At 40.4% G+C, this 21,422-nt stretch carries 14 protein-coding genes; 11 read left to right on the forward strand and 3 right to left on the reverse strand.

Translation table 11 applies throughout. The features are described from left to right. The 6 genes from DBR11_RS28450 to DBR11_RS28475 form a co-directional block, all read left to right on the forward strand. On the forward strand, window positions 1–1,271 hold a 1,271-nt coding region (locus DBR11_RS28450), incomplete at its 5' end, for a DUF3863 domain-containing protein (protein WP_233260945.1). 93 nt (window positions 1,272–1,364) lie between these two features. Continuing rightward, on the forward strand, window positions 1,365–3,068 hold the full coding sequence (locus DBR11_RS28455; protein ID WP_199234003.1) for a hypothetical protein: 1,704 nt from the start codon (window positions 1,365–1,367) through the stop codon (window positions 3,066–3,068). Window positions 3,069–3,256: 188 nt separating this feature from the next. Continuing rightward, the gene (locus DBR11_RS28460; protein ID WP_108555906.1) at window positions 3,257–6,376 is read left to right on the forward strand and encodes a TonB-dependent receptor; all 3,120 of its coding nucleotides are present in this window, start codon (window positions 3,257–3,259) and stop codon (window positions 6,374–6,376) included. Window positions 6,377–6,388: 12 nt separating this feature from the next. Next, the gene (locus tag DBR11_RS28465; RefSeq protein WP_108555907.1) at window positions 6,389–7,897 is read left to right on the forward strand and encodes a RagB/SusD family nutrient uptake outer membrane protein; all 1,509 of its coding nucleotides are present in this window, start codon (window positions 6,389–6,391) and stop codon (window positions 7,895–7,897) included. A gap of 184 nt (window positions 7,898–8,081) precedes the next feature. After that, window positions 8,082–9,170, forward strand: a complete 1,089-nt coding sequence (locus tag DBR11_RS28470) for an AraC family transcriptional regulator (RefSeq protein WP_108555908.1) — start codon at window positions 8,082–8,084, stop codon at window positions 9,168–9,170. A gap of 74 nt (window positions 9,171–9,244) precedes the next feature. Further along, window positions 9,245–10,078 (forward strand): hypothetical protein, encoded by an 834-nt coding sequence (locus tag DBR11_RS28475; RefSeq protein WP_146186705.1) that lies wholly within the window; start codon window positions 9,245–9,247, stop codon window positions 10,076–10,078. Between the two features lie 58 nt (window positions 10,079–10,136). On the opposite strand, the gene DBR11_RS28480 is transcribed toward DBR11_RS28475, so the two are convergent. Together DBR11_RS28480 and DBR11_RS28485 are read right to left on the reverse strand one after the other, a co-directional pair. Further along, window positions 10,137–10,643 carry a GNAT family N-acetyltransferase gene (locus tag DBR11_RS28480; RefSeq protein ID WP_108555910.1) on the reverse strand — a complete coding sequence of 169 codons (507 nt, stop codon included), beginning with the start codon at window positions 10,641–10,643 and terminating at the stop codon, window positions 10,137–10,139. A gap of 110 nt (window positions 10,644–10,753) precedes the next feature. Beyond that, complete coding sequence (locus tag DBR11_RS28485; protein ID WP_108555911.1) at window positions 10,754–11,014, reverse strand: Ada metal-binding domain-containing protein; 261 nt, start codon at window positions 11,012–11,014, stop codon at window positions 10,754–10,756. A 253-nt stretch (window positions 11,015–11,267) separates the two neighbouring features. On the opposite strand from DBR11_RS28485, the gene DBR11_RS28490 reads away from it, so the two are divergent. After that, window positions 11,268–13,310 carry a BNR-repeat neuraminidase N-terminal domain-containing protein gene (locus DBR11_RS28490; protein WP_108555912.1) on the forward strand — a complete coding sequence of 681 codons (2,043 nt, stop codon included), beginning with the start codon at window positions 11,268–11,270 and terminating at the stop codon, window positions 13,308–13,310. A 220-nt stretch (window positions 13,311–13,530) separates the two neighbouring features. On the opposite strand, the gene DBR11_RS28500 is transcribed toward DBR11_RS28490, so the two are convergent. After that, window positions 13,531–14,175 carry a TetR family transcriptional regulator gene (locus DBR11_RS28500; protein ID WP_108555914.1) on the reverse strand — a complete coding sequence of 215 codons (645 nt, stop codon included), beginning with the start codon at window positions 14,173–14,175 and terminating at the stop codon, window positions 13,531–13,533. A gap of 307 nt (window positions 14,176–14,482) precedes the next feature. On the opposite strand from DBR11_RS28500, the gene DBR11_RS28505 reads away from it, so the two are divergent. The 4 genes from DBR11_RS28505 (at window position 14,483) to DBR11_RS29800 (ending at window position 21,173) form a co-directional block, all read left to right on the forward strand. Then, window positions 14,483–17,755, forward strand: a complete 3,273-nt coding sequence (locus DBR11_RS28505; RefSeq protein WP_233260946.1) for a TonB-dependent receptor — start codon at window positions 14,483–14,485, stop codon at window positions 17,753–17,755. A 36-nt stretch (window positions 17,756–17,791) separates the two neighbouring features. After that, on the forward strand, window positions 17,792–19,579 hold the full coding sequence (locus DBR11_RS28510; RefSeq protein ID WP_108555916.1) for a RagB/SusD family nutrient uptake outer membrane protein: 1,788 nt from the start codon (window positions 17,792–17,794) through the stop codon (window positions 19,577–19,579). Window positions 19,580–19,600: 21 nt separating this feature from the next. After that, window positions 19,601–20,515 (forward strand): metallophosphoesterase, encoded by a 915-nt coding sequence (locus DBR11_RS28515; RefSeq protein WP_108555917.1) that lies wholly within the window; start codon window positions 19,601–19,603, stop codon window positions 20,513–20,515. A 487-nt stretch (window positions 20,516–21,002) separates the two neighbouring features. After that, window positions 21,003–21,173: a hypothetical protein gene (locus DBR11_RS29800; RefSeq protein ID WP_158275405.1), complete on the forward strand. Its 171-nt coding sequence runs from the start codon at window positions 21,003–21,005 to the stop codon at window positions 21,171–21,173. The last annotated feature ends 249 nt before the right edge of the window (window positions 21,174–21,422 follow it).

Raw genomic sequence — 21,422 nt, forward strand, 5'->3', positions numbered from 1 at the left:
AGAATGTGTCAAATCTGATGAAAAATCGTTTCCTGACCTTTAATACTGTTATCAGGGTTAACCAGATTGAAGTTTCAAGAAACCTCAACGTTGGAGAAGATGAACGGGCATTGTATACTCCAGCGAGGGTTATGGCTTTTAGAAACGCGGTAGCTGAAGGGTTTCCCGGGGGGGAAATGACCTGGGCGTTCAGTTGGCTTGCATTGCAGGACTCCAGTGCCAATTACAGCGCAATAAGAAAGCTGGTGGTAGATTTTCATTATAAATACGGAGATGACATTACATTTATACCAGGGGCTTATTTTGCCAACGCTTATAATACAACTGAACAAGTAAATAAAGATTTGCATGACGCGCTGAAAATAATAGAAAGTATGGTTGGTGGTGGTTATCGGCCAAAAAGTATAGTAGCAGGATTCATGTCAGCAAAAAATCAACAATACCTGGCCGAAAAAGAGCATATTCATGTATGTCAGGGAAATATCTGGAGTCAGTTCAGTATAGATAATCAGGACGGTGACGGGTCTGTAGCTTATCCTTTTTATCCGTCTAAAGAACACTTCTGTAAGCCAGCGCAAGGTAAAAGTGATTTTATTGATTGTGTTAACCTTGATGGCTGGACAGTTGATTTTCTTGCAGGCAGAAGAAAGGGATTTGATGGTGGATTTAATAGCCGTATGGGGGTTGGTCCAATAGAAACTCTTGGTAAGCATGGGAACGAGACCGGACTAAAAGAAATGATGCATTCGACTGCGATCCATTTTGATAAGGGGTACCAACTTAATGGCTTCGGCTGGGTTACAAATTGTTGGGAACTCTCCTTGCCTTATGATCCCGCTTCATTAAGGGAGTGGTTAACTGTCATCAGAGAGCGCTGGCCAGATGCTAAAATGATCACCCAGGGAGAATTTGGTCTCCTTTGGCGGGCACATTACAAAAAGAATAGTTTCGACTACCATTTTGTAGAACGTGGCTCTGGCATTGGCGGTTCGGATGCGGATAAGGAGATCAGCTGGTTTATGAATAAAGATTTCCGCCTTGCCTTGCTGAAAGACTGGAAAAAGAATATCCCTGAAAAGGTAATAGATTTTACCAGGTATGATGTCCGGGCAACGGAACCAAAGGAGATGACGCGCAAATGGAGTTTGTTAGGAGAGATAAATCAAAAGCAATCTCGGCCACAGGATAAGCCAGTTCCGCTTGATTCACTTTCAGCGGAGGCGCGTGTTATCATAGCCGGGCATTACAGGTATTTAGTTAAGGATAATTAGCCATCTTTTAAATAACTAAAATATAAAGAAATAACAATTAATTGTAACCTTTATCCTTATCGATAATGATCAGATAGGGAAACTCAAAACGATATGAAGCATAATAAATATTCAATGGGCTTTATAATGACCGGCATCGCTTTCATAGTCATGCTCAGTTCATTAAATTTAGATGCCTTTACGGGTAAAAAACCTGTTGTAAGCAGTAAAGAACCAAAAATTGTTAATATTGTGAACTTTATTCGCCTGCTGGAACCAAGGGATCCTAAAATTACGGAAGAGGTCTTATACCAAACAGTAGTTAAACAGGTAGAGATTATGAAAAAGTACAATTTGCCCGGGACTTTTCTATTGCAATATGATGCTTTAATGGATTCCAGGTACCAAAAGCTTTTGTCAGGCCTTCCAAAAGGTTCATTTGAAATTGGGGCCTGGTGGGAAATTCCTCAACCGCTGGTAGAAAAAGCGGGTCTGAAATGGCGCGGACGTTATCCATGGGACTGGAGGGCAAACATTGGATTTTCTACAGGTTACACTCCCGAGGAACGCCTAAAATTGATCGATGTCTATATGACAGATTTTAAAAAGATCTTCGGTTACTATCCAAAATCAGTAGGCTCCTGGTTTATTGATGCCTACAGCCTCAATTATATGTATGAAAAGTATCATATTGTGGCTTCAAGCAATTGTAAAGATCAATATGGAACAGATGGTTATACCCTTTGGGGTGGCTATTGGAACCAGGCTTATTATCCGAGTAAAATCAATTCTTATATGCCAGCCCAAAATGCAAAGAACCAAATTCCAGTACCTATTTTCAGGATGCTAGGAAGTGATCCCATCAGACAATACGATACCGGGCTTGGTACACAGCGGCAGGGCGTTGTGACCCTTGAGCCTGTCTACAATTTTGGAGGTGGAGATGCAACCTGGGTCAACTGGTTTTTCAAAAGTTTTACTGAGGATGGATCATTGGGCTTTAATTATACGCAGGCCGGGCAGGAAAATTCATTTACCTGGGATGCTATGGCTAAAGGGTTTGAGATCCAAATGCCTTTAATTGCTAAACTAAGAGCAGAGGGGAAAGTTAAAGTGGAAACGATGGAGCAATTTGGCTTGTGGTTTAAAAAGAACTACAAGGTCACACCGGCAACTTCCTTTTCCGTGAGTGAAGATTTAGAAGGAAGTGACTTAAAAACGATCTGGTTCAACAGCCGGTTTTATAGAGTAAATATGTTGTGGGAGAACAATGGTCTTCGTATTCGCGATATTCATTTATTTGATGAAAATTTTCCTGATCAGTATAATTCTCAGCCGGCAACATCTAACGAATGCGTGTTTTTTACGCTTCCTGTAGTGGATGGATACATTTGGAGCAAATCAAATCAGTTGGCTGGAATGCGTTTAAAAGCATGGATTGATGGTAAGGAAGTACTATTGAAAGGTAAAGATCCAAGGTTTAGTAACGGTAAAGGGGCTGTTCATATTTCCTGGCCCTTAACTACTGTAAATGGAACCATGGAGATAGATTTGAAGGAAACTGGAATGACCATAAAATGGAATGGTCGTCAAGCGCTAAACTGGTATTTTGATCTTAATACATCGGCAGAAGCCCAATTGCCATTTCATAAAATAAGCCCTAAACGAGTGGATTGTAGTTTTGAACATATAGGGTACAAAGTTCAGGCAATACAGGGTACTTTTTCCAAACCGGCTAATGGAGCTATAATGCGTTTGAAGCCGGAGGCCAATGTCATTTCTTTGAACCTTTCAGATATTAATGCATCTAAACTTTAATCTTGAAAATTTAATCATCTAAACAAATAAAAAATATTTGTATTGGGGGATGCTGATTTGGATATCAAATCAGCATTTCCCCCCTTTTACAGGATAGTACAGGTTGCCGGGCTCAAAAGCATGTCGGAGATTAGTAAATCGATTTATAATCAAATAAACAGCAGATTAACTAACCAAAAACAAACAAGATGAGCAAAAGGAATCTAATTGGTCTCCTTCTTCGAAGAAGATTAGGGCTTTTATTCGGCTTGTGCTTAATCAGCACATTCGTCTATGCCCAAAATTTAAAAATCAGTGGAAAAGTAACAGATCCTGCAGATGGAGGCGCCCTGCCAGGTGTATCTGTGAAAATCAAAAATACACAGACAGGAACTGTAACCGGTCAAAACGGAACCTTTAGTCTGGAAGCAGCTAAGGGCGCCATTTTGGTGTTCAGTTATATCGGCTACAACTCTAAAGAAGTGACGATAACCAGCGCAAATCCAATGAACGTATCTTTAAGTAGTCAGAGTGGAGATCTTGATGAAGTGGTTGTTATTGGTTATGGAAATCGTCAAAAGAAAGATCTGACAGGTTCTGTGGGAATTTTATCTGCTGCCCAGATCAAAGACCTTCCGGTCAGTTCCATAGATCAAAAATTAGTGGGGCAAATTCCTGGTGTTCAGATCAGCTCGCCAACAGGAGCTCCAGGTGGCGGTCCAAGCATTAAGATCAGAGGTTCCGGTTCTATTGGTGCAGGGGATAATCCACTTTTTGTTGTGGATGGCTTTGCTATTGCCAATACTAATGGTCAGGATTATAACCCACTTAATTTCATTAGTCCAGACGATATAGAATCCGTTACTGTATTAAAAGATGCCTCCTCAACAGCCATTTACGGCTCAAGAGGTTCAAATGGAGTTGTTATCATTACAACCAAAAAAGGCAAAAGTGGCGCACCGGTTGTAAGTCTGAATATTTATGGCGGTATGCAGCAGGTTCCACAAAAAGGACGTCCGAAGGTCTTAAACGGAACTGAATATGCGCAATTCAGAAAGGATATTATCGTAGACCAATTGGCTTCACAAGGAAAGGTGGCCACAGATGCGGATATTCCTGTTCAATTCAGAAACCCCGCCCAATATGGCGAAGGTACCAACTGGTATGATGCTGTGTTACGTACAGCCCTGCAAAACAATGTGGATGCAAACATCCGCGGCGGATCAGAAAATACACTCTACTCCGTATCGCTTGGGCGCCTGGAACAAGAAGGAACTGTTAAGTACACGGATTACAAAAGATATACGGTAAAAGCCAATCTGGAATCTAAATTGGGTAAAAAACTAACTTTAAGTTTTAATCTTGCGCCTTCAGGTGGCACACAAAACAGAGGCTCTTATGAAACTGGTTCCCGGGATGTACTGACCAGGACATTATGGTTAAGCCCTATTGTTCCCATAGCAGATGCCAATGGGAACAGAACGGTGTTTATCACTTCTCCCGGAGCGATAGGCGCAGGCAACCCCTTAAATACACTTGAATTTGCGGGCACGAAAGCAAAGTATTTCAGAGGCCTGGCCACAGCATCTGCTGAATATGAGATCATTGAGGGTTTAAAAGCAAAGTACAGTTATAATTTAGATTACTCTCAAAACAGTTCTTTTGCTTTCAGCCCTTCGTTTGTCATTGGAGAAACCGGAAACCAAAACCCCAACCTCTCTATCCCTAATTCCAGTACAGCCAATACCAACACGGTGAACTGGTTGTCTGAACTCACTTTAAATTACGATAAGCAGTTCGGAAAAGACCACCGGATCAACGCCATGATCGGCTATACTGCGCAACAGGAACGATACGAAGGGTATAACTTCAATGCCACCAATTATCCTGATAACCTGATTGAAACCATCAATGCAGCATCTTTACTAAATGGACAAGGGGCGGGCATAGAAAAATGGTCTCTTTTGTCCTATTTGGCCAGAGTGAACTATACCTTTAAAGACAAATATTTACTAACCGCTACTATCCGAACAGATGGATCTTCACGTTTTGGAGCCAATGTACGTTATGGAACTTTCCCTTCTGCAGCTTTCGCGTGGCGGGCGTCACAAGAAGAATTCCTGAAAAATATAAAATGGATCAGTGACCTTAAATTAAGAGCAAGTTATGGTCGTGCAGGAAATTTCAACATTGGTAACTATCAATATTCATCTATCATATCCGGTGCGAACTATGCTTTTGGTGGCCAGCAAGCCAATGGAAGAGTTTCTACATCGATCAGTAACCGTGATCTGACCTGGGAAAATTCTGATGAACTGGACCTGGGAATGGATCTGGCTGTCTTAAAGAACCGTGTTAATTTTACGTTTGACTTTTATAACCGGATCACCACCGGTATGTTATACGACAATCAAATCCCTTTCTCTTCAGGTTATTCTTCAGCAAAGATCAATGGAGGTAAAATCAGAAACCGCGGATTTGAATTCGGCGTAGTTACTAAAAACCTGGAGGGTGAATTTACCTGGAACACCAATTTTAACATCAACATCAACCGGAACATTGTACTTGCATTGAACGATAAAAATGATCCAATTTACAGTGGAAGAAGTGGAGAAGGTAATTACACCCATAAAACGGAAGTTGGAAAACCATTAGGTCAGTTTTTTGGCTATGTGGTAGAAGGTATTTATAGAGATCAGGCCGACCTGGACCGTTCACCTAAAAGCAGTACTTCGGTAGTAGGATCTATTAAATACAAAGATGTAGACGGGAACGGCATCATTGAGGCTGTAAAAGATTTTGCTGTAATTGGTAACCCGTATCCCGATTTTACTTACGGAATCACCAATACTTTTGGCTATAAAAATTTCGATCTGAACGTCATTCTAGTCGGTTCTCAGGGCGGGCAGATCCTTAAAACTGCAAACGAATTCTTAACCAATATAGATGGTGTATTCAATGTAGATCGGAAGATATTAAACAGATGGAGATCTCCTGAAAACCCAGGCGACGGTTTTACACCCACAACGAATGGAGCAAGAGTAATTTACCGCGATGTAAACAGCGGTTGGGTAGAAGATGCAAGTTATATGCGCATCCAGAACATCACACTAGGTTATAACTTCAAACAAAAATTCATTACCAATTCAAAGGTGATCAAAGGCTTAAGACTGTACACAAGCGTACAAAATCTGGCCACCTTTACCAAATATAGTGGAGCCAATCCAGAAGCAAGCACCAACGGATCAAGCGTGCTTACACCTGGTCGTGATTTTACCAATTATCCTTTACCAATGATCATGACATTTGGACTAAATGCAACCTTTTAACTATTAAACACCATGAAAAAAACACTATATATCATGATGATCCTGATCGGTACCGGGATATTCATAACAAGTTGTAAAAAGGATTTTTTAAACCAGGAACCAGAATCTGGATTACTTGGCGCTAACTTTTGGAAAACGGAATCGGATTTGAAACAGGGCGTGGTTGGCGCCTACAGGTCTCTGAAAGACATGGGTTCATTTAGCTATTGGCTTTTCGGAGAAATGCGTTCTGACAATACCAGTTTTCAGTACAATGCACCGCAACGTGGACAAGAGAACCGGGAGCAGGTAGATGAATTCCTGGCCAATTCTGCCAATACATTACTGCAGGATTTTTGGCAGCAAAGCTATATCGGTATTGCACGTTGTAATGATGTGCTGGATAATGTAGAGCGAATCCCAATGTCTGCACAATCCAAAGCCCAGTCCATTGGCGAAGTGAAATTCCTTCGGGCCTTTCATTATTTTAACCTGGTCAGACAATTTGGAGGTGTACCACTGCGTTTGGAAGTAACTAAGACCCCAGGCGATGCAAAATCAAAAGGACGGGCAACAGTTGAAGCCGTATACGCTCAAATACTTGAAGACCTGAATGACGCTGCGTTAAAACTTCCGGCCTCTTATTCAGCAGCAGATAAGGGACGTGTTACCTCAGGTACAGCAAATGCCTTATTAGGAGAATTTTACCTCACGCAGAAAAAATATGCCGAAGCCTTAACTGCACTTAGAAAAGTAACAGGCTACAGCCTGATGCCTAGTTATGCAGATGTGTTTGATAAAACCAAGAAAAACAATGCAGAATCTATATTTGAGATCCAGTACCTGGGGTCAAATCCGGATCTCGCGAGCAATTTCATGTATCAGTTTGCTCCCTTTAACTCGGTTCAATATGTAACGAAGGATCCGGGAACGAACCTGAGCTTCACCAGCGGTTGGAACACGCCAACTGCAGATCTCATCGCCTCTTATGAAAGCGGGGATGCACGTAAGGATGTATCACTTGCGGAAGGCTTTACCGATGATAAAGGAGTATTCACTTATGCCCCATATATTAAAAAATACAACCAGGGCTTTGTACAACCAGGCCAAACCGATGTTAATTTTCCAGTTATCCGTTATGCTGACGTTTTGCTTGAAATTGCAGAGTGTTTGAATGAGCAGGGTTTTGTTGCTAATGGAGAAGCATTTGGGCTATTGAACCAGGTTAGACGCCGCGCCCAACTTCCAGATAAAACCTCAGGAAATGCCATTCCAGCCTTAAACGTAAGTTCTCAGGCAGCTTTCAGACAGGCCATTGATCAGGAACACAAAGTGGAACTTGCCTTTGAAAACCACAGATGGTATGATTTGGTACGTACCGGCACTGCTGTTCAAGTGATGAATGCGCATGGTCAAAGAGAAATAGCTAAAGCGCCGGCTCAATACCCTGCGGGAGCCTATACCGTAACATCTAATAAACTGCTGTTACAAATTCCTCAACGGGAAGTAAACCTGGATAATCTGGCCCAGAACCCTATGTAAGGCTCATATTTTGTCCTGGCCGTCTCAGGGCTGAAAATATGTTTTGCTGATTTCGCTGAACCTTACAGGTTCTGAGGCTATGTCAGTAAAACATATTTTCTTGGGTACAGACCTGGGAGGGTAGAGAAAGAAAAAACTTCTATTACTTCAATTATTCCCTTATTTTTGGGAAAACTGAAATACCATGAATGCTTTTTTGATGTGTTTTTCTGCTGGAGGGTGTTTCTTACTTAGTTTTCTGCTGTTCTTTCATCCTTTGAAGCAAAATCCGGTTGCCAATGGTTGGCTCGCCCTTTTTGTGTTGATTATGGGGACTGCATTTCTGTGTGTTTATTTCGGCAGTAATGTATTTAGCAGTTTAGAATTTATATTGCCATCTTGTCTTTACCTGAGCACGCTTTATTTTGTTGAACCTTTAAGAGTTTTCAAAAAGAAAGACGGGCTTCATTTTTTGCCTTTCCTGGTCTGCCTGGTTTTGCAGGAGATGTGGCCATCGGAAAATGGAGATTTGATGACAGCCAGGCTATTTGCAGTTGGAAATCTTGTTTTTTTTACCCGCGATTTGCTGCCCTTTCAGTTCCTGATCTATATCGTCTTGTCTTATCGTTCGTTGATGGTACATCAAAAGAATTTAAAATTAATAACTGCTGAACTGAAAGAAATAGACCTGAACTGGCTCCGCTATTTTCTGCTCATTTTGAGTGTCATTTCTGTTTTTTGGATAAATGATGCGGTGTTTGGTTTTTCTTTTTTGTTGAAGATAATGCCTGTGATTTATACCGGATCTATTTTTTTTCTCGCCTATTTTTCCATCAGGCTAAGCGTAGTTTTTGCTTTTAATAAAGCAGAACTGAAAGAAATTTCTGACTTGCTGGAACAACCTTTAACTGATGAAAGGCAAAAAACAGAAAGGCTCAACAATAAAGATTTTGCCTCGTTCTCGGAAAAATTGCATCAGCTTATGACTATAGATCAGGTTTTCCTGAATAACGAACTCAGCCTTCCTGGACTGGCGAATCAATTGGGATTAAGTATTCATGATACCTCTTACCTGATCAGCAGGCTTACCGGAAGTAATTTCTATACTTTTATCAACCAACGCAGAGTGGAAGAAGCCAAAAAACAGCTCATTGCCGGCCGCATGGAGAAATTAAATATGGTAGGAATAGCTTTTGCCTCGGGATTTAACTCTAAGACCGCTTTTAATACGGCCTTTAAAAAATATGCGGGCTGTTCGCCAACAGCATATGTTAAAGAGCAAAGAAACAATTAATATGTTCGGGTGGATAAATACGAACATATGGCCCGGCCCTGATGAATAAATTTGCAGGTAAAACTGCAAATGATATGAAACTTAAAATTTTTCTCTGTTTTTTAATGATGATGTGCTTTACAAATATGCTCAATAGTAGCGCCTGTACCATATTTATGGCCAATGATGGAAAGCATGTATGGGTTGGCAACAATGAAGACGAGGTACCTTCACTTACTTACAGGTTATGGTACTATCCTACAATTGATCAGCATTACGGGTATATGATATGGACTGAACTTTCGGCGGATGAAAAACTGAATAAAATCATGTACAAAAATCCACAGGGCGGAATGAATGAATACGGAGTATTTATGGATTACACGGCTATTGATGACATCCCTGCAACAAAAGATCCGTTGAAACAGGATAGGATCGAAGAAGTAGTTACAGATGTACTCAGAAGATGTAAAACGGTGGAGGAGGCCATAACCTATATATCACAGTTTAATTTATTGCGCTTAACCGGTGCGCAGCTGTTTATGGGCGATGCTGGAGGAGATTATGCGATTGTTCACGGCAGTTATATCATCCGGCGGACAACCAGTTGGTTTGCACTGACCAACTACGCTATTAACAACAACCATTACGAGCCCTGCTGGCGAAGAGATACCGCTACTAAGTACCTGAGTGAAGAAAGGTCTTATCACTTAAAAGATGTGGTTACCTTGCTGGAAAAAACCACGCAGAAAAAGCCAAATGATATCATTTCCAATTATTCAATGGCAGCAGATCTCCCCAGCAGGACAATCCACCTGTATTATAAAGGTGATTTCTCCAGGTCCGCAGTAATTTCCCTGCATAAAGAATTAAAAAGCGGTATGCACCAACGTGATATGGTTAGTTATTTTTCACAGTATCCAAGATAACAACTATGCATAAAACTCAATAGTATGCAGAGTTTTATCAACGCCTTTGGTTTTTCTCCTAAATTTCAATCTGGAACAAACTTACTGTTGCGTTGTTATAGTGGGCTGGTAATCCTTCCGTATTTTGAAGTTTTAGCAATCCTAAAAAGTCAAAGCCGCATTTTGTATAATAATTAATCAGTCCGGTGTTCTCGCCGACGGTATCCATACGCACAAATCTTTTTTCATTGCTTAGCGCATATTGCTTCGCCCATTCTGCAATCTGCTGCACCAAATTTTGCCCTCTGAATTCAGGATTTACGGCGATCCTGTGGATATAAACTGCAGGATCATGATTGCGTTCTTCCCAAATTTGGGGATCATCAAAGGTCGTTGCCCATACACAAGCTATTTTACCGTCAATAATGATCTTCCATTGTCTGTTTTCATCGATTTCTGTCTGTACCAGGTTGAGTTCAAATTCTGGCCAGTGAACAATGAACTTCGATTTTTGAAAATCTGTGGCAATGTTGTACAGTCTGAAAATTTCTTGAATATCTTTATTTGCTGAGTTTTGTATTTCCATGTTTTAATTAAATTAACTCCATAAAGTTACGGGTATAAATAAAGGCATAACAGATACAGATATTGAATAAATAAGGATAACAGATTTGTGGGTTTCTATGCTGTGGGGTATTACTGAGAGACTTTCCAGATTTGATATTTTTCGGGGAGACAGCGACCGCACGGCCTATATCCATTGGATAGTGCTTCGGCTTCATCTTTAAAGAAAACACGGTTTTCAACTTTCATTCTTTTGCCCGATGGACAAGTAAGCAAGCCATATATCTTCGCCTTCTTGTAACCACCAAGGGTAACATCACCTTTGCGGATTAAGGAGCCGATAGCCTTTGTTCTTTCTTTAGGGGTTCTTCCTATATCTATGTGGTTTATCATATTTCTTATACAAAAGTAGCTGGTCTTCGTTTAGTAGAAAAGCCGTTTCTTGCGGTTTTAAGTTGAGCTTTTTCTTGCTTACCGTTTTGACGGGAATGCTTTCGGTTCTTTGAACCATATTATTTTTTTATTAAGGTTAAGGAAATGCGTAGGAAATTCTTTTTGAAGAAGTATGTTTGTTTAAAAGCTGAAAAGATGCGCCATTTCCTTTCAAAAGGAAAGCTACATTCAATCGCACTTTTATAATAAATGCATGGAAAAAATGAAACTGTTTCTGGTCACAATTTGCTTCATTCTAATTTCGGGTATTGCCAAGAGTCAAACAGGTAATTATGCGCTGTGTCTGGATGGTCTGGATAATAATCCTTGTATCGGAATGGATATTATTAAAAATCAATGGACACTGGAAGCCTGGATTAAGGGCAACGGTAAGCCATGGAAAAATAGAGAGGCTATTATTGGAACAGGTGAATATGGAGAAATCAATACAATAGATCAGTTACCGCTAATGCTTAAAAATGGGAAGCTATGCAGCCCAAAGGCTGGTCTTGTAGCCACAGAACCGCTGGATGATAAATGGCATCATGTGGCGGTCAGTTGTAATGGAACTGAGACAAAGTTATATCTGGACGGCAAGGAAATAGGTTCAAAGAAATTTGCTGTTGATATTTTACCGGGAGAAATCGGTACCAGCGATATGGATTCAACAGGCTTTAGTGGGTGTATTGATGAGGTAAGGATATGGAGTTGTGGAGTCTCCGGAGCTACTTTGAGCGCATGGATGTACCGGCCTCTTGGCCCTGGTCATCCTGATTTTAATCGGTTGAAAGGCTATTATAATTTTGATAATCTGGAGAACGATGTGAGTCTGAACCTGGTTGGAAAGGGAGCTCAGGCCTATCATCTTAGAAATACCAGGAAGAAGTATAACGGAGATATGCCACTGGCCTATCTGGTTAAAAATGATAATCCGTTGTTTGTCTTAGCGGAAAAGAAACAGCAGGTTTTTAATGCGGTGGTGATACAAAGCGAATGGGATGCTGATCAAAATGTAAAAAATGATGAGCTTTTGAAGTTGAGAATTGTAGTCAATGGTTCGCGTTCCCCTCTGAAATTGACCGCGTTGAACCTGGATTTTTCTGGCTCGACATCACTAAGCGATATGGCCAGGGTACATGTTTATTACGCTGGCCAGTCCCCGCGCTCCACCACCAGGATTGAACTGTTTGGTAAGGGGAAAAAACCAGGTAAAGCAATCCGGTTTACGGAAGGGGCAGCTCGTGCCTATCCATTGAAAGAAGGGGTAAATTATTTTTTAGTAACACTGGACGTGAATAGAAATGCGGTAGCTGGCAACACGCTGCATGCAAAGGTGAGTTCCTTTCTTCTAGACCATCAAATACATATTCCGGAGGAAGACAAGACCGCAAATATCCCCAAATTGATTACCCCAAATTCTGCTACAAATCCAAATGCAATAAAACTATTGCAGTGGAATATCTGGCATGGCGGGTTACATCTTGGTCATATAGAGGGACCAAACCGGGTTAAAGAATTGATACGGAATACAAATGCAGATATCATTACACTGGAAGAGGGGTATGGCACACAAACTATGTTGGCTAGCGCTTTGGGTTTTGAGTTGCAGACGGCCTCACCCACAGAAAATCTAGCCATCATCAGCAGGTTTCCGATGAAGGAAAGTTCTTCGAATGCCAAGTTTAAATCTAATGTAGCAACCGTTACATTGCCCAATAATAAAAAAATATTGATTGGCAACTGGTGGTTAAGGTATGCCTCCAAACATGAATACACGGGTTCTTATGCCAATACGGGCTTGAATAGTGAGGATTGGGTTAAAGAAGACCGGGAACTTGGAGCTGTTGATGCGCAAACTAATCTCGACAAAGATATCGATCCTATACTTCGTTCAGATCCCACTTTGCCGGTCATTATTGCTGGAGATTTTAATTCGGGAAGCCATCTGGACTGGACAGCCAGAGCTGCCTTTTTACATTATGGTTATGGACCGGTTGATTTCCCTATTTCAAAATTAATGTTGCAGCGAGGTTATACGGATAGTTATCGAATACTGTACCCCGACGAGGTCACTTATCCGGGAGGTACATTTGCAGCCATTTACGGGCATATGCAAACTTCGCGTATTGACTATATTTATTCTAAAGGACTGGGGTTAAAAGCCAGGTTTTCAAAAATAATAAGGACACCTCCTCAGATTGATGATGTGTGGCCTTCCGATCATTCGGCGGTATTGACCGTGTTTTATCTATATTAGACCCTACTATGATAGAGATGATATCAACAGGTATTGGCTGGCTGGGCGTATGTTTATGTACACTGGGCTATTTACTGTTAAGCATAAAAAAGTTGACTCCAGAATCGTGGGGCTTCCAGATACTGAATATCACTGGTGGATTATGTTTGTTAATAACCGCTATTATTGCTGATGACACACCAAATGCAGTAGCCAATTTATTATGGGCTTCTATTGGTTTTTATGCTTTAACAAAAGGTTGGAGAACAAGAGGTACATCAGGTAAGGATTGAACTGGAAGACCTAAAATTTCATAAGCCTTGTTTTTGTAATCGTCAAGTTTTTCTTTATAAGCTTTTTTATCGTTTTCCAGTGAAAGGTAGAAATATGCTCCATCTACAAGTACAAATATTAAATCGGCTGCAGCTCTGGGGGAGGTGACATTTAACAATTCTTTCTTATTGCATTGCTCTATCATTGAGGTGAGCTCAGAACGGAGCGAGTCCAATATGGTTTTATATTTGGCCTTAATTCTTTCTTCCCGGAAAGATAAAGCGTAAAACGTGTAGAACAAACCGTCGTCAAACAGGAGATTCCACTTTTTAGAGAAAAGCATTTCGATCGTTTTTTGCAGGTCGGCAAGCGTAATGTTTTCTTTGTTTTTTGTTTTATAAATAAGAAGATACTTTTCCAGTATGTAGTCTATAAGCGCGTGGGTTAAGTCGTCTTTAGTTTTAAAATAATGTATAATAAGGCTTGGATTAATATCCATAACCTTAGCAACTTTAGCAATTGAGGCGTTTTCATAACCGTCTTTTCGGGCGGTATCATAAAATACGGTGATAATTTCTTGTTGCCTGATTTCTTTGAGGCTTTTTCTTCCCATATAGATTTTATGTAAAGCGCAAATTTATCAAAGTAATCTGTATTCGGAAATGAATTAATAATGGATTAACATACTCCCCTCAACTGATCTTGTTTTTATAAAGCGTATGTCAAAAAACAATCGATAATAGTCAATATTGTATTGGTTTTCAGCTGATGAATTGGGCTATATTGTAAATAGATTGATTGACTGTTCAATTAATTTATTAATACAGTCTTAACTTTTACTTGTTGGCATGAGTATACATTTGCCCTCGATTTAAGAAGTGATCAATCTTAAACCAATAAACTCAAAAACTATAAATTGTATGGAAAAAAACTACACTTCGTTCTCGTTGTTTGGACGGATTATGCAAAAAAGGCACTCACTATTCTGGATGATTTCCTTTTTTCTAATCACAACGTCTGCTTTTGCGCAAAACATCACCCTAAAGGGTAAAGTTTCAGACGCGGAAACCAAAGAAACCCTTCCTGCCGTAAGCATTATGGTGAAGGGAACCAAACAGGGGATTTCATCTGATATTAATGGTTTGTTTACCATGAATGTAAGCCCCAATGCAGTGCTCATTTTTGCCTATGTTGGTTACAAACAACAGGAAGTTGTACTTCATGGGCAAACCCAGTTAAATGTTTTAATGCAGCCACAGGCTGGGGGACTTGACGAAGTGGTTGTTGTTGGTTTTGGTACCAAGAAAAAAATCAACATTGCGGGTGCTATTGATCAGATTTCGGGTAAAGAGCTCGAATCACGTCCTATTTCAAATGTAATGCAGGGTTTGCAGGGAATCAGCCCAGGTTTAAACATTACCTATGGAGGTGGAGCACCGGGTACAGTTCCTGTTATCAACATCCGGGGTATGACCTCCATCAACGGTGGTTCGCCACTTATTGTTATCGACGGAATTCCTGCAGCAAGCAATGACGATTTATTGAGGTTAACTCCTGCTGATATTTCATCTTATACTGTGCTTCGTGATGCGGCATCAGCAGCAATTTACGGCGCAAGAGCTGCCTTTGGTGTCATCCTGATCACCACAAAACAAGGTGCTGTGGATCGCCAGACGGTTAGCTATAATATGCTCAATACCTGGGGAAAATCTACTATTCTTCCTAAACCGGTTACAGATCCGTACATCTATTCTCGCGTTCTGGAAACATCAACCAATAACACTCCATGGGATTATGTAAACTATAGTGACCAGTATTATAAATGGGCAAGAGAAAGATCAGACAATCCATCCCTTCCTGATACACGGGTAAACTTAACAGACCCTACCAAATGGGAGTATATGGGGAGTAACGACTGGTATAAATATTTTTTCAATGACGCCAGCTTTTCACAAAACCATACTTTGACATTTTCGGGCGGAGCAACAGTTAATAATACCCCTTTAACCTATTATTTGTCTGCAGATTATACCAAAGAAAATGGATTGAACAAACTCTCCGATGATTTCTGGAACCGATATGGTTTAAGACCAAGGGTTAGCTTTTTACCTTTCAAATGGCTTAAAATAGACAACAACCTGAATATTTACGAAACCAAACGGGCTTATCCATATACCGGCATTACCGATCTGTATTACCTGCAACCAACAGATGTAGCAGTCAATCCAGATGGTACCTGGGCCAATACCAATGCAGGGCGTTTGGCAGCCAAACTAACGGATGGTGGTAAGAACCTGGAAACGATGTTTGGTTTTCAAAACATCAGCAGCGCCACCGCAACTTTTTTAAACGGGGATTTAGTGGTCAACGGTGATGCTTCCTTTAAACGGGAACTGTGGAAATATCATGCGGATTCCAAGTCCTATAAAATTGGATACGGACCGAATGATGTAAGGGAAGAAGGTGGCACAGGGAGTGTAAGCGAGAAAAACGGTTATTTATATAATAATGCCTTTAACTTGTATGCAACCTACAGAAAAACAATAGGTGACCATTTTTTCAGCGCAATGCTGGGTTACAATTCTGAAAACTACAACTATTCTACCGTAACCTCCTCCAAAGATGGTCTGATTTCTTCTTCTTTACCCTACATTGGCTTAACCAATGGTGCAGCGGGGGTTGGTGCAGAATACTCGGCTTATGCGACGACCAGTGGATTTGGCCGCTTAAATTACACCTATAAAGAGCGTTATATTTTAGAGGCTACCGGAAGATATGATGGTTCTTCTCGTTTTTCTTCTACAAGACGCTGGGGTTTTTTCCCTTCAGCTTCTGCTGCCTGGATAGCTAGTGCTGAAGACTTTTTTAAGCCATTAGCTCCAGTGCTGTCTACCTTTAAGCTGCGTTCTTCTTATGGTTCATTAGGAAACCAGGCCATCAGTAGTGATCCTTATCTTCGTGATTTTGGTTATATTCAGTCGCTGGTACCAGGTACATCTGGATATCTTATTGGTGGGAACAGTCAAAGCCCAATTATAAAAGGAGCACCGGGTTTATTGGTCGATCCGAATACCTATACCTGGGAAAAAGTATCTACGCTTAACATGGGAACAGATATTGGTCTTTTTAGAGACAAGTTCCTCCTTGGATTTGATTATTTTATTCGCAATACCACGGGTATGCTTACCGGAGGACAAGAGTTACCAGGCGTACTTGGAACACAGGTGCCGAGGCAAAATACGGCAAATTTAAAAACAAAAGGATGGGAGTTGTCTGTTACATACAGAGATAACTTTTTGGTTGCTTCCAAGCCTTTTAATTTTCAAGCAAAGGTTTTCCTTGCTGATTCTCAAACAGAAATCACTAAATTTCCAAACGATCAGAATCTTTTCAGCAACTATAGGGTAGGTCAAAAAATTGGAGAAATCTGGGGGCTTGAAAATGATGGTATGTTCCAGAACAAGGCAGAAATAGCCGGGCTTGATGAATCTGCTATTATTCCCTGGGGCGCCTTGTCTATTGTTCAGGGCTGGCCGAAATATAAAGACCAGGACGGAAATCACAAAATTGAAAAGGGTTTAAGCTCAAATGACCCTAAAGATCTTAAAATCATTGGAAACAGCAGCGACAGATATAGTATTGGTGCCAATTTTAACCTAGATTGGAATGGCTTTGATGTTTCCATATTCTTGCAAGGGGTATTAAAAAGAGACTTTTATCCGCACCACTATTTATTCTGGGGTCCGTACCAACAGCCTTATGCCAATGTTTATCCATGGAATCTGGACTTTTACCGCGCTACAGGCGATTCACCTGAGTTAAGAGCTCAGCATTCGGCATCTTATATTGCTGCAGGTCTGGCCGATGCGAATACCAACTCTTACTATCCTGTTTTGCAATCCTGGTTAGCGGATAATAACTATGGGGCAGGATTAGATATTCCACAAACCAAGTACCTGTTAAATGGAGCCTATTTAAGAATTAAAAATATCTCCTTAGGTTATACCTTACCTTCTGCGTTTACCAAACGCTTTAAAGTCAACCGCCTTCGTGTATTTGTAACTGGTGATAACCTGTATGAATTTTCATCTATAAAGAAATATATAGATCCTGAAGCTGTAAACCAAGGTCCAAGTGCATGGGCATATCCTTTTCAGAGAAAATATGCAATCGGTTTAAACCTGGATTTTTAACTATTAAAAAGCTTAACAATTATTAAAATATTAGTTATGAAACCATATATTAAATATATTCTATTTATTGCAATTGCATCTGTCGGTTGTAAAAAAAGTGACCTTGACCGTTTTCCGCAAACAGCGATTTCGCCGGGCCTTTTCTTTAATACAGAAAGCGATCTGAATTTATATGTCAATGGTCTGCTTTTGATGCCAGACAGAGGAAGCTACTTAAATGACCAAAGCAGTGATAACGTAGCAACAACAGCCAACGTAGAAGTGAAAAATGTAATGGCGGGTAGTGCCAATTCGCAAAATATTACTTCAGGTTGGGAGTGGAGCAGATTACGTGACATTAATTATTTTTTAGAAAACTATAATAAAGCAAAGGTAAGTGCAGACATAAAAAATCATTATGCCGGACTGGCCAGGTACTACCGGGCGATGTTTTATATAGATAAAGTGAAGCGGTTTTCTGATGTGCCATGGTACTCCGGTACCATGAACCCGGGGGATAATGCATTATACAAAGCACGCGATCCGCGGAAGTTGGTGATGGATAGTGTGATGTCGGATCTTGATTTTGCTTATCAGCATGTTCGGGAAAACGTGCCTACCGGTACACCAGGAAAATGGGCTGTAGCGGCATTCTACACCCGCACAGCACTGTATGAAGGTACTTACCGTAAATATCATTCCGAATTGAATTTAGCAGCAACAGCAAATGTTTTTCTCGAAACTGCTGTTAAAATTGCTGGTGATGTGATGGCTTCCGGAAAGTTCTCCGTGTATAGTACCGGAAAGCCTGAACAGGATTATGCGACTTTGTTCAACAGTCAGGACTTAACGACGAATACTGAGGTGATACTGGCCAATATTTTTGATATGAGTAAGAACAGGAGCCAAAATGTTAACGGAACAGTTTTCGGTGACTATGAACAAGCTCCGGCTAAAGACCTGATCCAAACGTATCTGATGAGGGACGGCAGCCGTTTTACAGACCTGCCAAACTACGATAAACTGAGTTTTGTAAAGGAATTTCAGAACCGTGATCCAAGACTTTCTCAAACGATGGCTTATCCCGGATGGATCAGAGTTCCGGATACCAAGCCTTACATTCAGAGTTTAAACAAAAATTTTACTGGTTATCATCAACTCAAGGGATATGTGAACAGTACGGATGCAAGTACATTAAATGGCGTAGATTTTCCGGTATATCGTTATGCAGAGGTGTTGTTGAGTTATGCGGAAGCGCTTGCTGAACTGGGTACGTTAAAACAGCAGCAGCTGGATGTTTCTGTAAACCTGATCAGAAGAAGGGCGGGGATGCCCGATCTTAATATGGCTCAGGCTAACGCATCGCCAGATCCCCTTTTACAGCAACAATATGGTAATATTACATCAAATGTTGGGATAATATTGGAAATCAGAAGAGAACGGAGAGTAGAATTCGCATTTGAAAATACCAGATATGATGATTTGATGCGGTGGAAAGCTGGAAAACTATTGACCAAAAGCCCAGAAGGTATGTACTTTGCAGGTTTGGGGAAATATGATTTAACAGGGGATGGTGTTGAAGATATTATGTTGATAGATCAGTCTTTAACCATTCCTGCGGAAGAGAATAAGGAAAAGAATTCATTAGGGGTAAAGTTGGTCTACTATCGTACGGGTACAATCGGCTCTGGTGCTACAGTATATCTTAAAAATGTAAATACCGGTAGCTATATTGTAACGGAATTTGTAACACGCAATTTTGAAGAACCTAAATACTATTATCGCCCGATACCTCAACAGCAAGTGTTGCTGAACCCTAATCTGAAACAAATATTCGGGTGGTAATGAACCATAATTTGATGCAAAATGACAAAATTCAATAGAAGATCATTATTAAAAACAGCTGGTCTGGCAACAGGCTTAGTTGTAACCGGAGGGCTACCTGCTTTGGCTTCCGGATATGACGGAAAAAATAAGAAACCAGTGCTTACCGTTGCACATATTACTGATGTGCATATCAGAGAGGGCGACAATGCACCAGAGAGATTTAAAAGTTGTTTGAAGGAAATATTAACAAAGCATAAACCAGATTTTTTCCTGAATGGGGGCGATTCTATTAACGACGCATCTTACGATAATGTCGTACGTGATCAGGTGACTAAACAATGGTCTATCTGGGATGAATGTACAACATTACTTTCCAAACATAAGTTGTATAGCTGCATTGGCAATCATGATCCATGGTGGAAGGCGCCCTCTAAAGAGGATGAAATGTACGGAAAAGAATATGTGGTTAAACGATTAAAGATTCCGCACCGGTATTACAGTTTCACAAAGAAAAACTGGCATTTTATGATACTTGATGGTAACAATGGCAATATATCTCTAGATCAGGAACAGTTTAATTGGCTAGAGAAGGAACTGGAGAAAATTCCTGTTGGTGATTCGGTATTGCTGATGTCTCATTATCCGATTTTAGGAACGACACAGGTTTTGGTTGGGGGTGGTCACTCTGATTGTAAGAAGTTAAAGGATTTGTTTTATAAACATCATAGTAAGGTGAAAATTTGCTTGAGCGGGCATAATCATTTGTCTGATCATACGCATTATAATGATGTATTGTATTGCTGCAACGGGGCCATGAGTGGTTTTTGGTGGGGTAAGGGTGATGGTGAATCTGCCGGACCGGGTTATTACCTGGAAACTCCTCCGGGTTATGCCATATTAAAATTGTATGCGGATGGAACGGTGGAGAATGAGTATATACCACATTCTTTTTAAGGGGATGAAATTTTAATTGAAGGAGGTGCCTGAAAAGGCGCCTCTTTTTTTGTATTGGCAAGGTTCAGGAATTGGCTTGGTATAGGGCTGGAATCGAGCTCCTACGCATCTGCTGCGGTACTTGTTCGGTAAAATGGTACTTTTTCTGGACTTTCTGCGCAGCAGATGTGGAGTTGATACGGCTTTGTCTGAAGGAAAGGGTTTATGTCTTGTCGTAAATATAGCTTAATAGGGGAAAATATGTTTTCTGAGCTCGCTGAACCTTACAGGTTCTGAGACTCGCTCATGAAAACATATTTTCTTGGGTGCAGATCATGGAGGGTGGTGAAAGAGAAAATTGGCTATTGTTGTTAAATTTTTAATTTCTGATTACTGTATTTTGTAAAGGTCTATTTTTATTTGAATTTGTTTTTAAGATTTTGATTTACAGTTTTTTATGAAAATTTTATTTAAAAACTATCATTACACTTGAAGTTATTTTTAAAAAGTGGCAGTATATTACGTTACAGACTTGAAGTCTGCTGATCAGATTAAGATATTTAATCAGTTATTTAAATTGCTGAGTGACAATCTTGAACAAATGAACGTTTCAGTTAAGAAGGTTAAAAATGAGGGTAAAAAGATAGATATTCAGGAGGTAAATCCAGAATACCTTTAAAATTTACTGCAATAAAACGCCCAGGATGGCCTGCATCTTTTGCTCTAATTTATCTGAGTTTAAGAACACCTGGGAATCAACATCAGATAATGATACCAAATTGTACCAGAAGTGGAGATATTTATTAATGATCTCTGTTTGGATTTTTGGCTTTCCGGCACCAGTGTAAATCGTAGTAACTTGTTATACAAGCTGCCCCTGTTCAGGGCCATTAATTTTATCTGGCATATTTTATCTGAATTGCACCAA

The organism is Pedobacter sp. HMWF019, from assembly GCF_003061025.1.
GTDB lineage: Bacteria > Bacteroidota > Bacteroidia > Sphingobacteriales > Sphingobacteriaceae > Pedobacter.

Coding starts and splice junctions, on each gene's coding strand:
- DBR11_RS28460 (WP_108555906.1), top strand. CDS start 3,257: ATGAGCAAAAGGAATCTAATTGGTCTCCTTCTTCGAAGAAGATTAGGG.
- DBR11_RS28475 (WP_146186705.1), top strand. CDS start 9,245: ATGAAACTTAAAATTTTTCTCTGTTTTTTAATGATGATGTGCTTTACA.
- DBR11_RS28470 (WP_108555908.1), top strand. CDS start 8,082: ATGAATGCTTTTTTGATGTGTTTTTCTGCTGGAGGGTGTTTCTTACTT.
- DBR11_RS28465 (WP_108555907.1), top strand. CDS start 6,389: ATGAAAAAAACACTATATATCATGATGATCCTGATCGGTACCGGGATA.
- DBR11_RS28510 (WP_108555916.1), top strand. CDS start 17,792: ATGAAACCATATATTAAATATATTCTATTTATTGCAATTGCATCTGTC.
- DBR11_RS28505 (WP_233260946.1), top strand. CDS start 14,483: ATGGAAAAAAACTACACTTCGTTCTCGTTGTTTGGACGGATTATGCAA.
- DBR11_RS28480 (WP_108555910.1), bottom strand. CDS start 10,643: ATGGAAATACAAAACTCAGCAAATAAAGATATTCAAGAAATTTTCAGA.
- DBR11_RS28500 (WP_108555914.1), bottom strand. CDS start 14,175: ATGGGAAGAAAAAGCCTCAAAGAAATCAGGCAACAAGAAATTATCACC.
- DBR11_RS28490 (WP_108555912.1), top strand. CDS start 11,268: ATGGAAAAAATGAAACTGTTTCTGGTCACAATTTGCTTCATTCTAATT.
- DBR11_RS28485 (WP_108555911.1), bottom strand. CDS start 11,014: ATGATAAACCACATAGATATAGGAAGAACCCCTAAAGAAAGAACAAAG.
- DBR11_RS28455 (WP_199234003.1), top strand. CDS start 1,365: ATGAAGCATAATAAATATTCAATGGGCTTTATAATGACCGGCATCGCT.
- DBR11_RS28515 (WP_108555917.1), top strand. CDS start 19,601: ATGACAAAATTCAATAGAAGATCATTATTAAAAACAGCTGGTCTGGCA.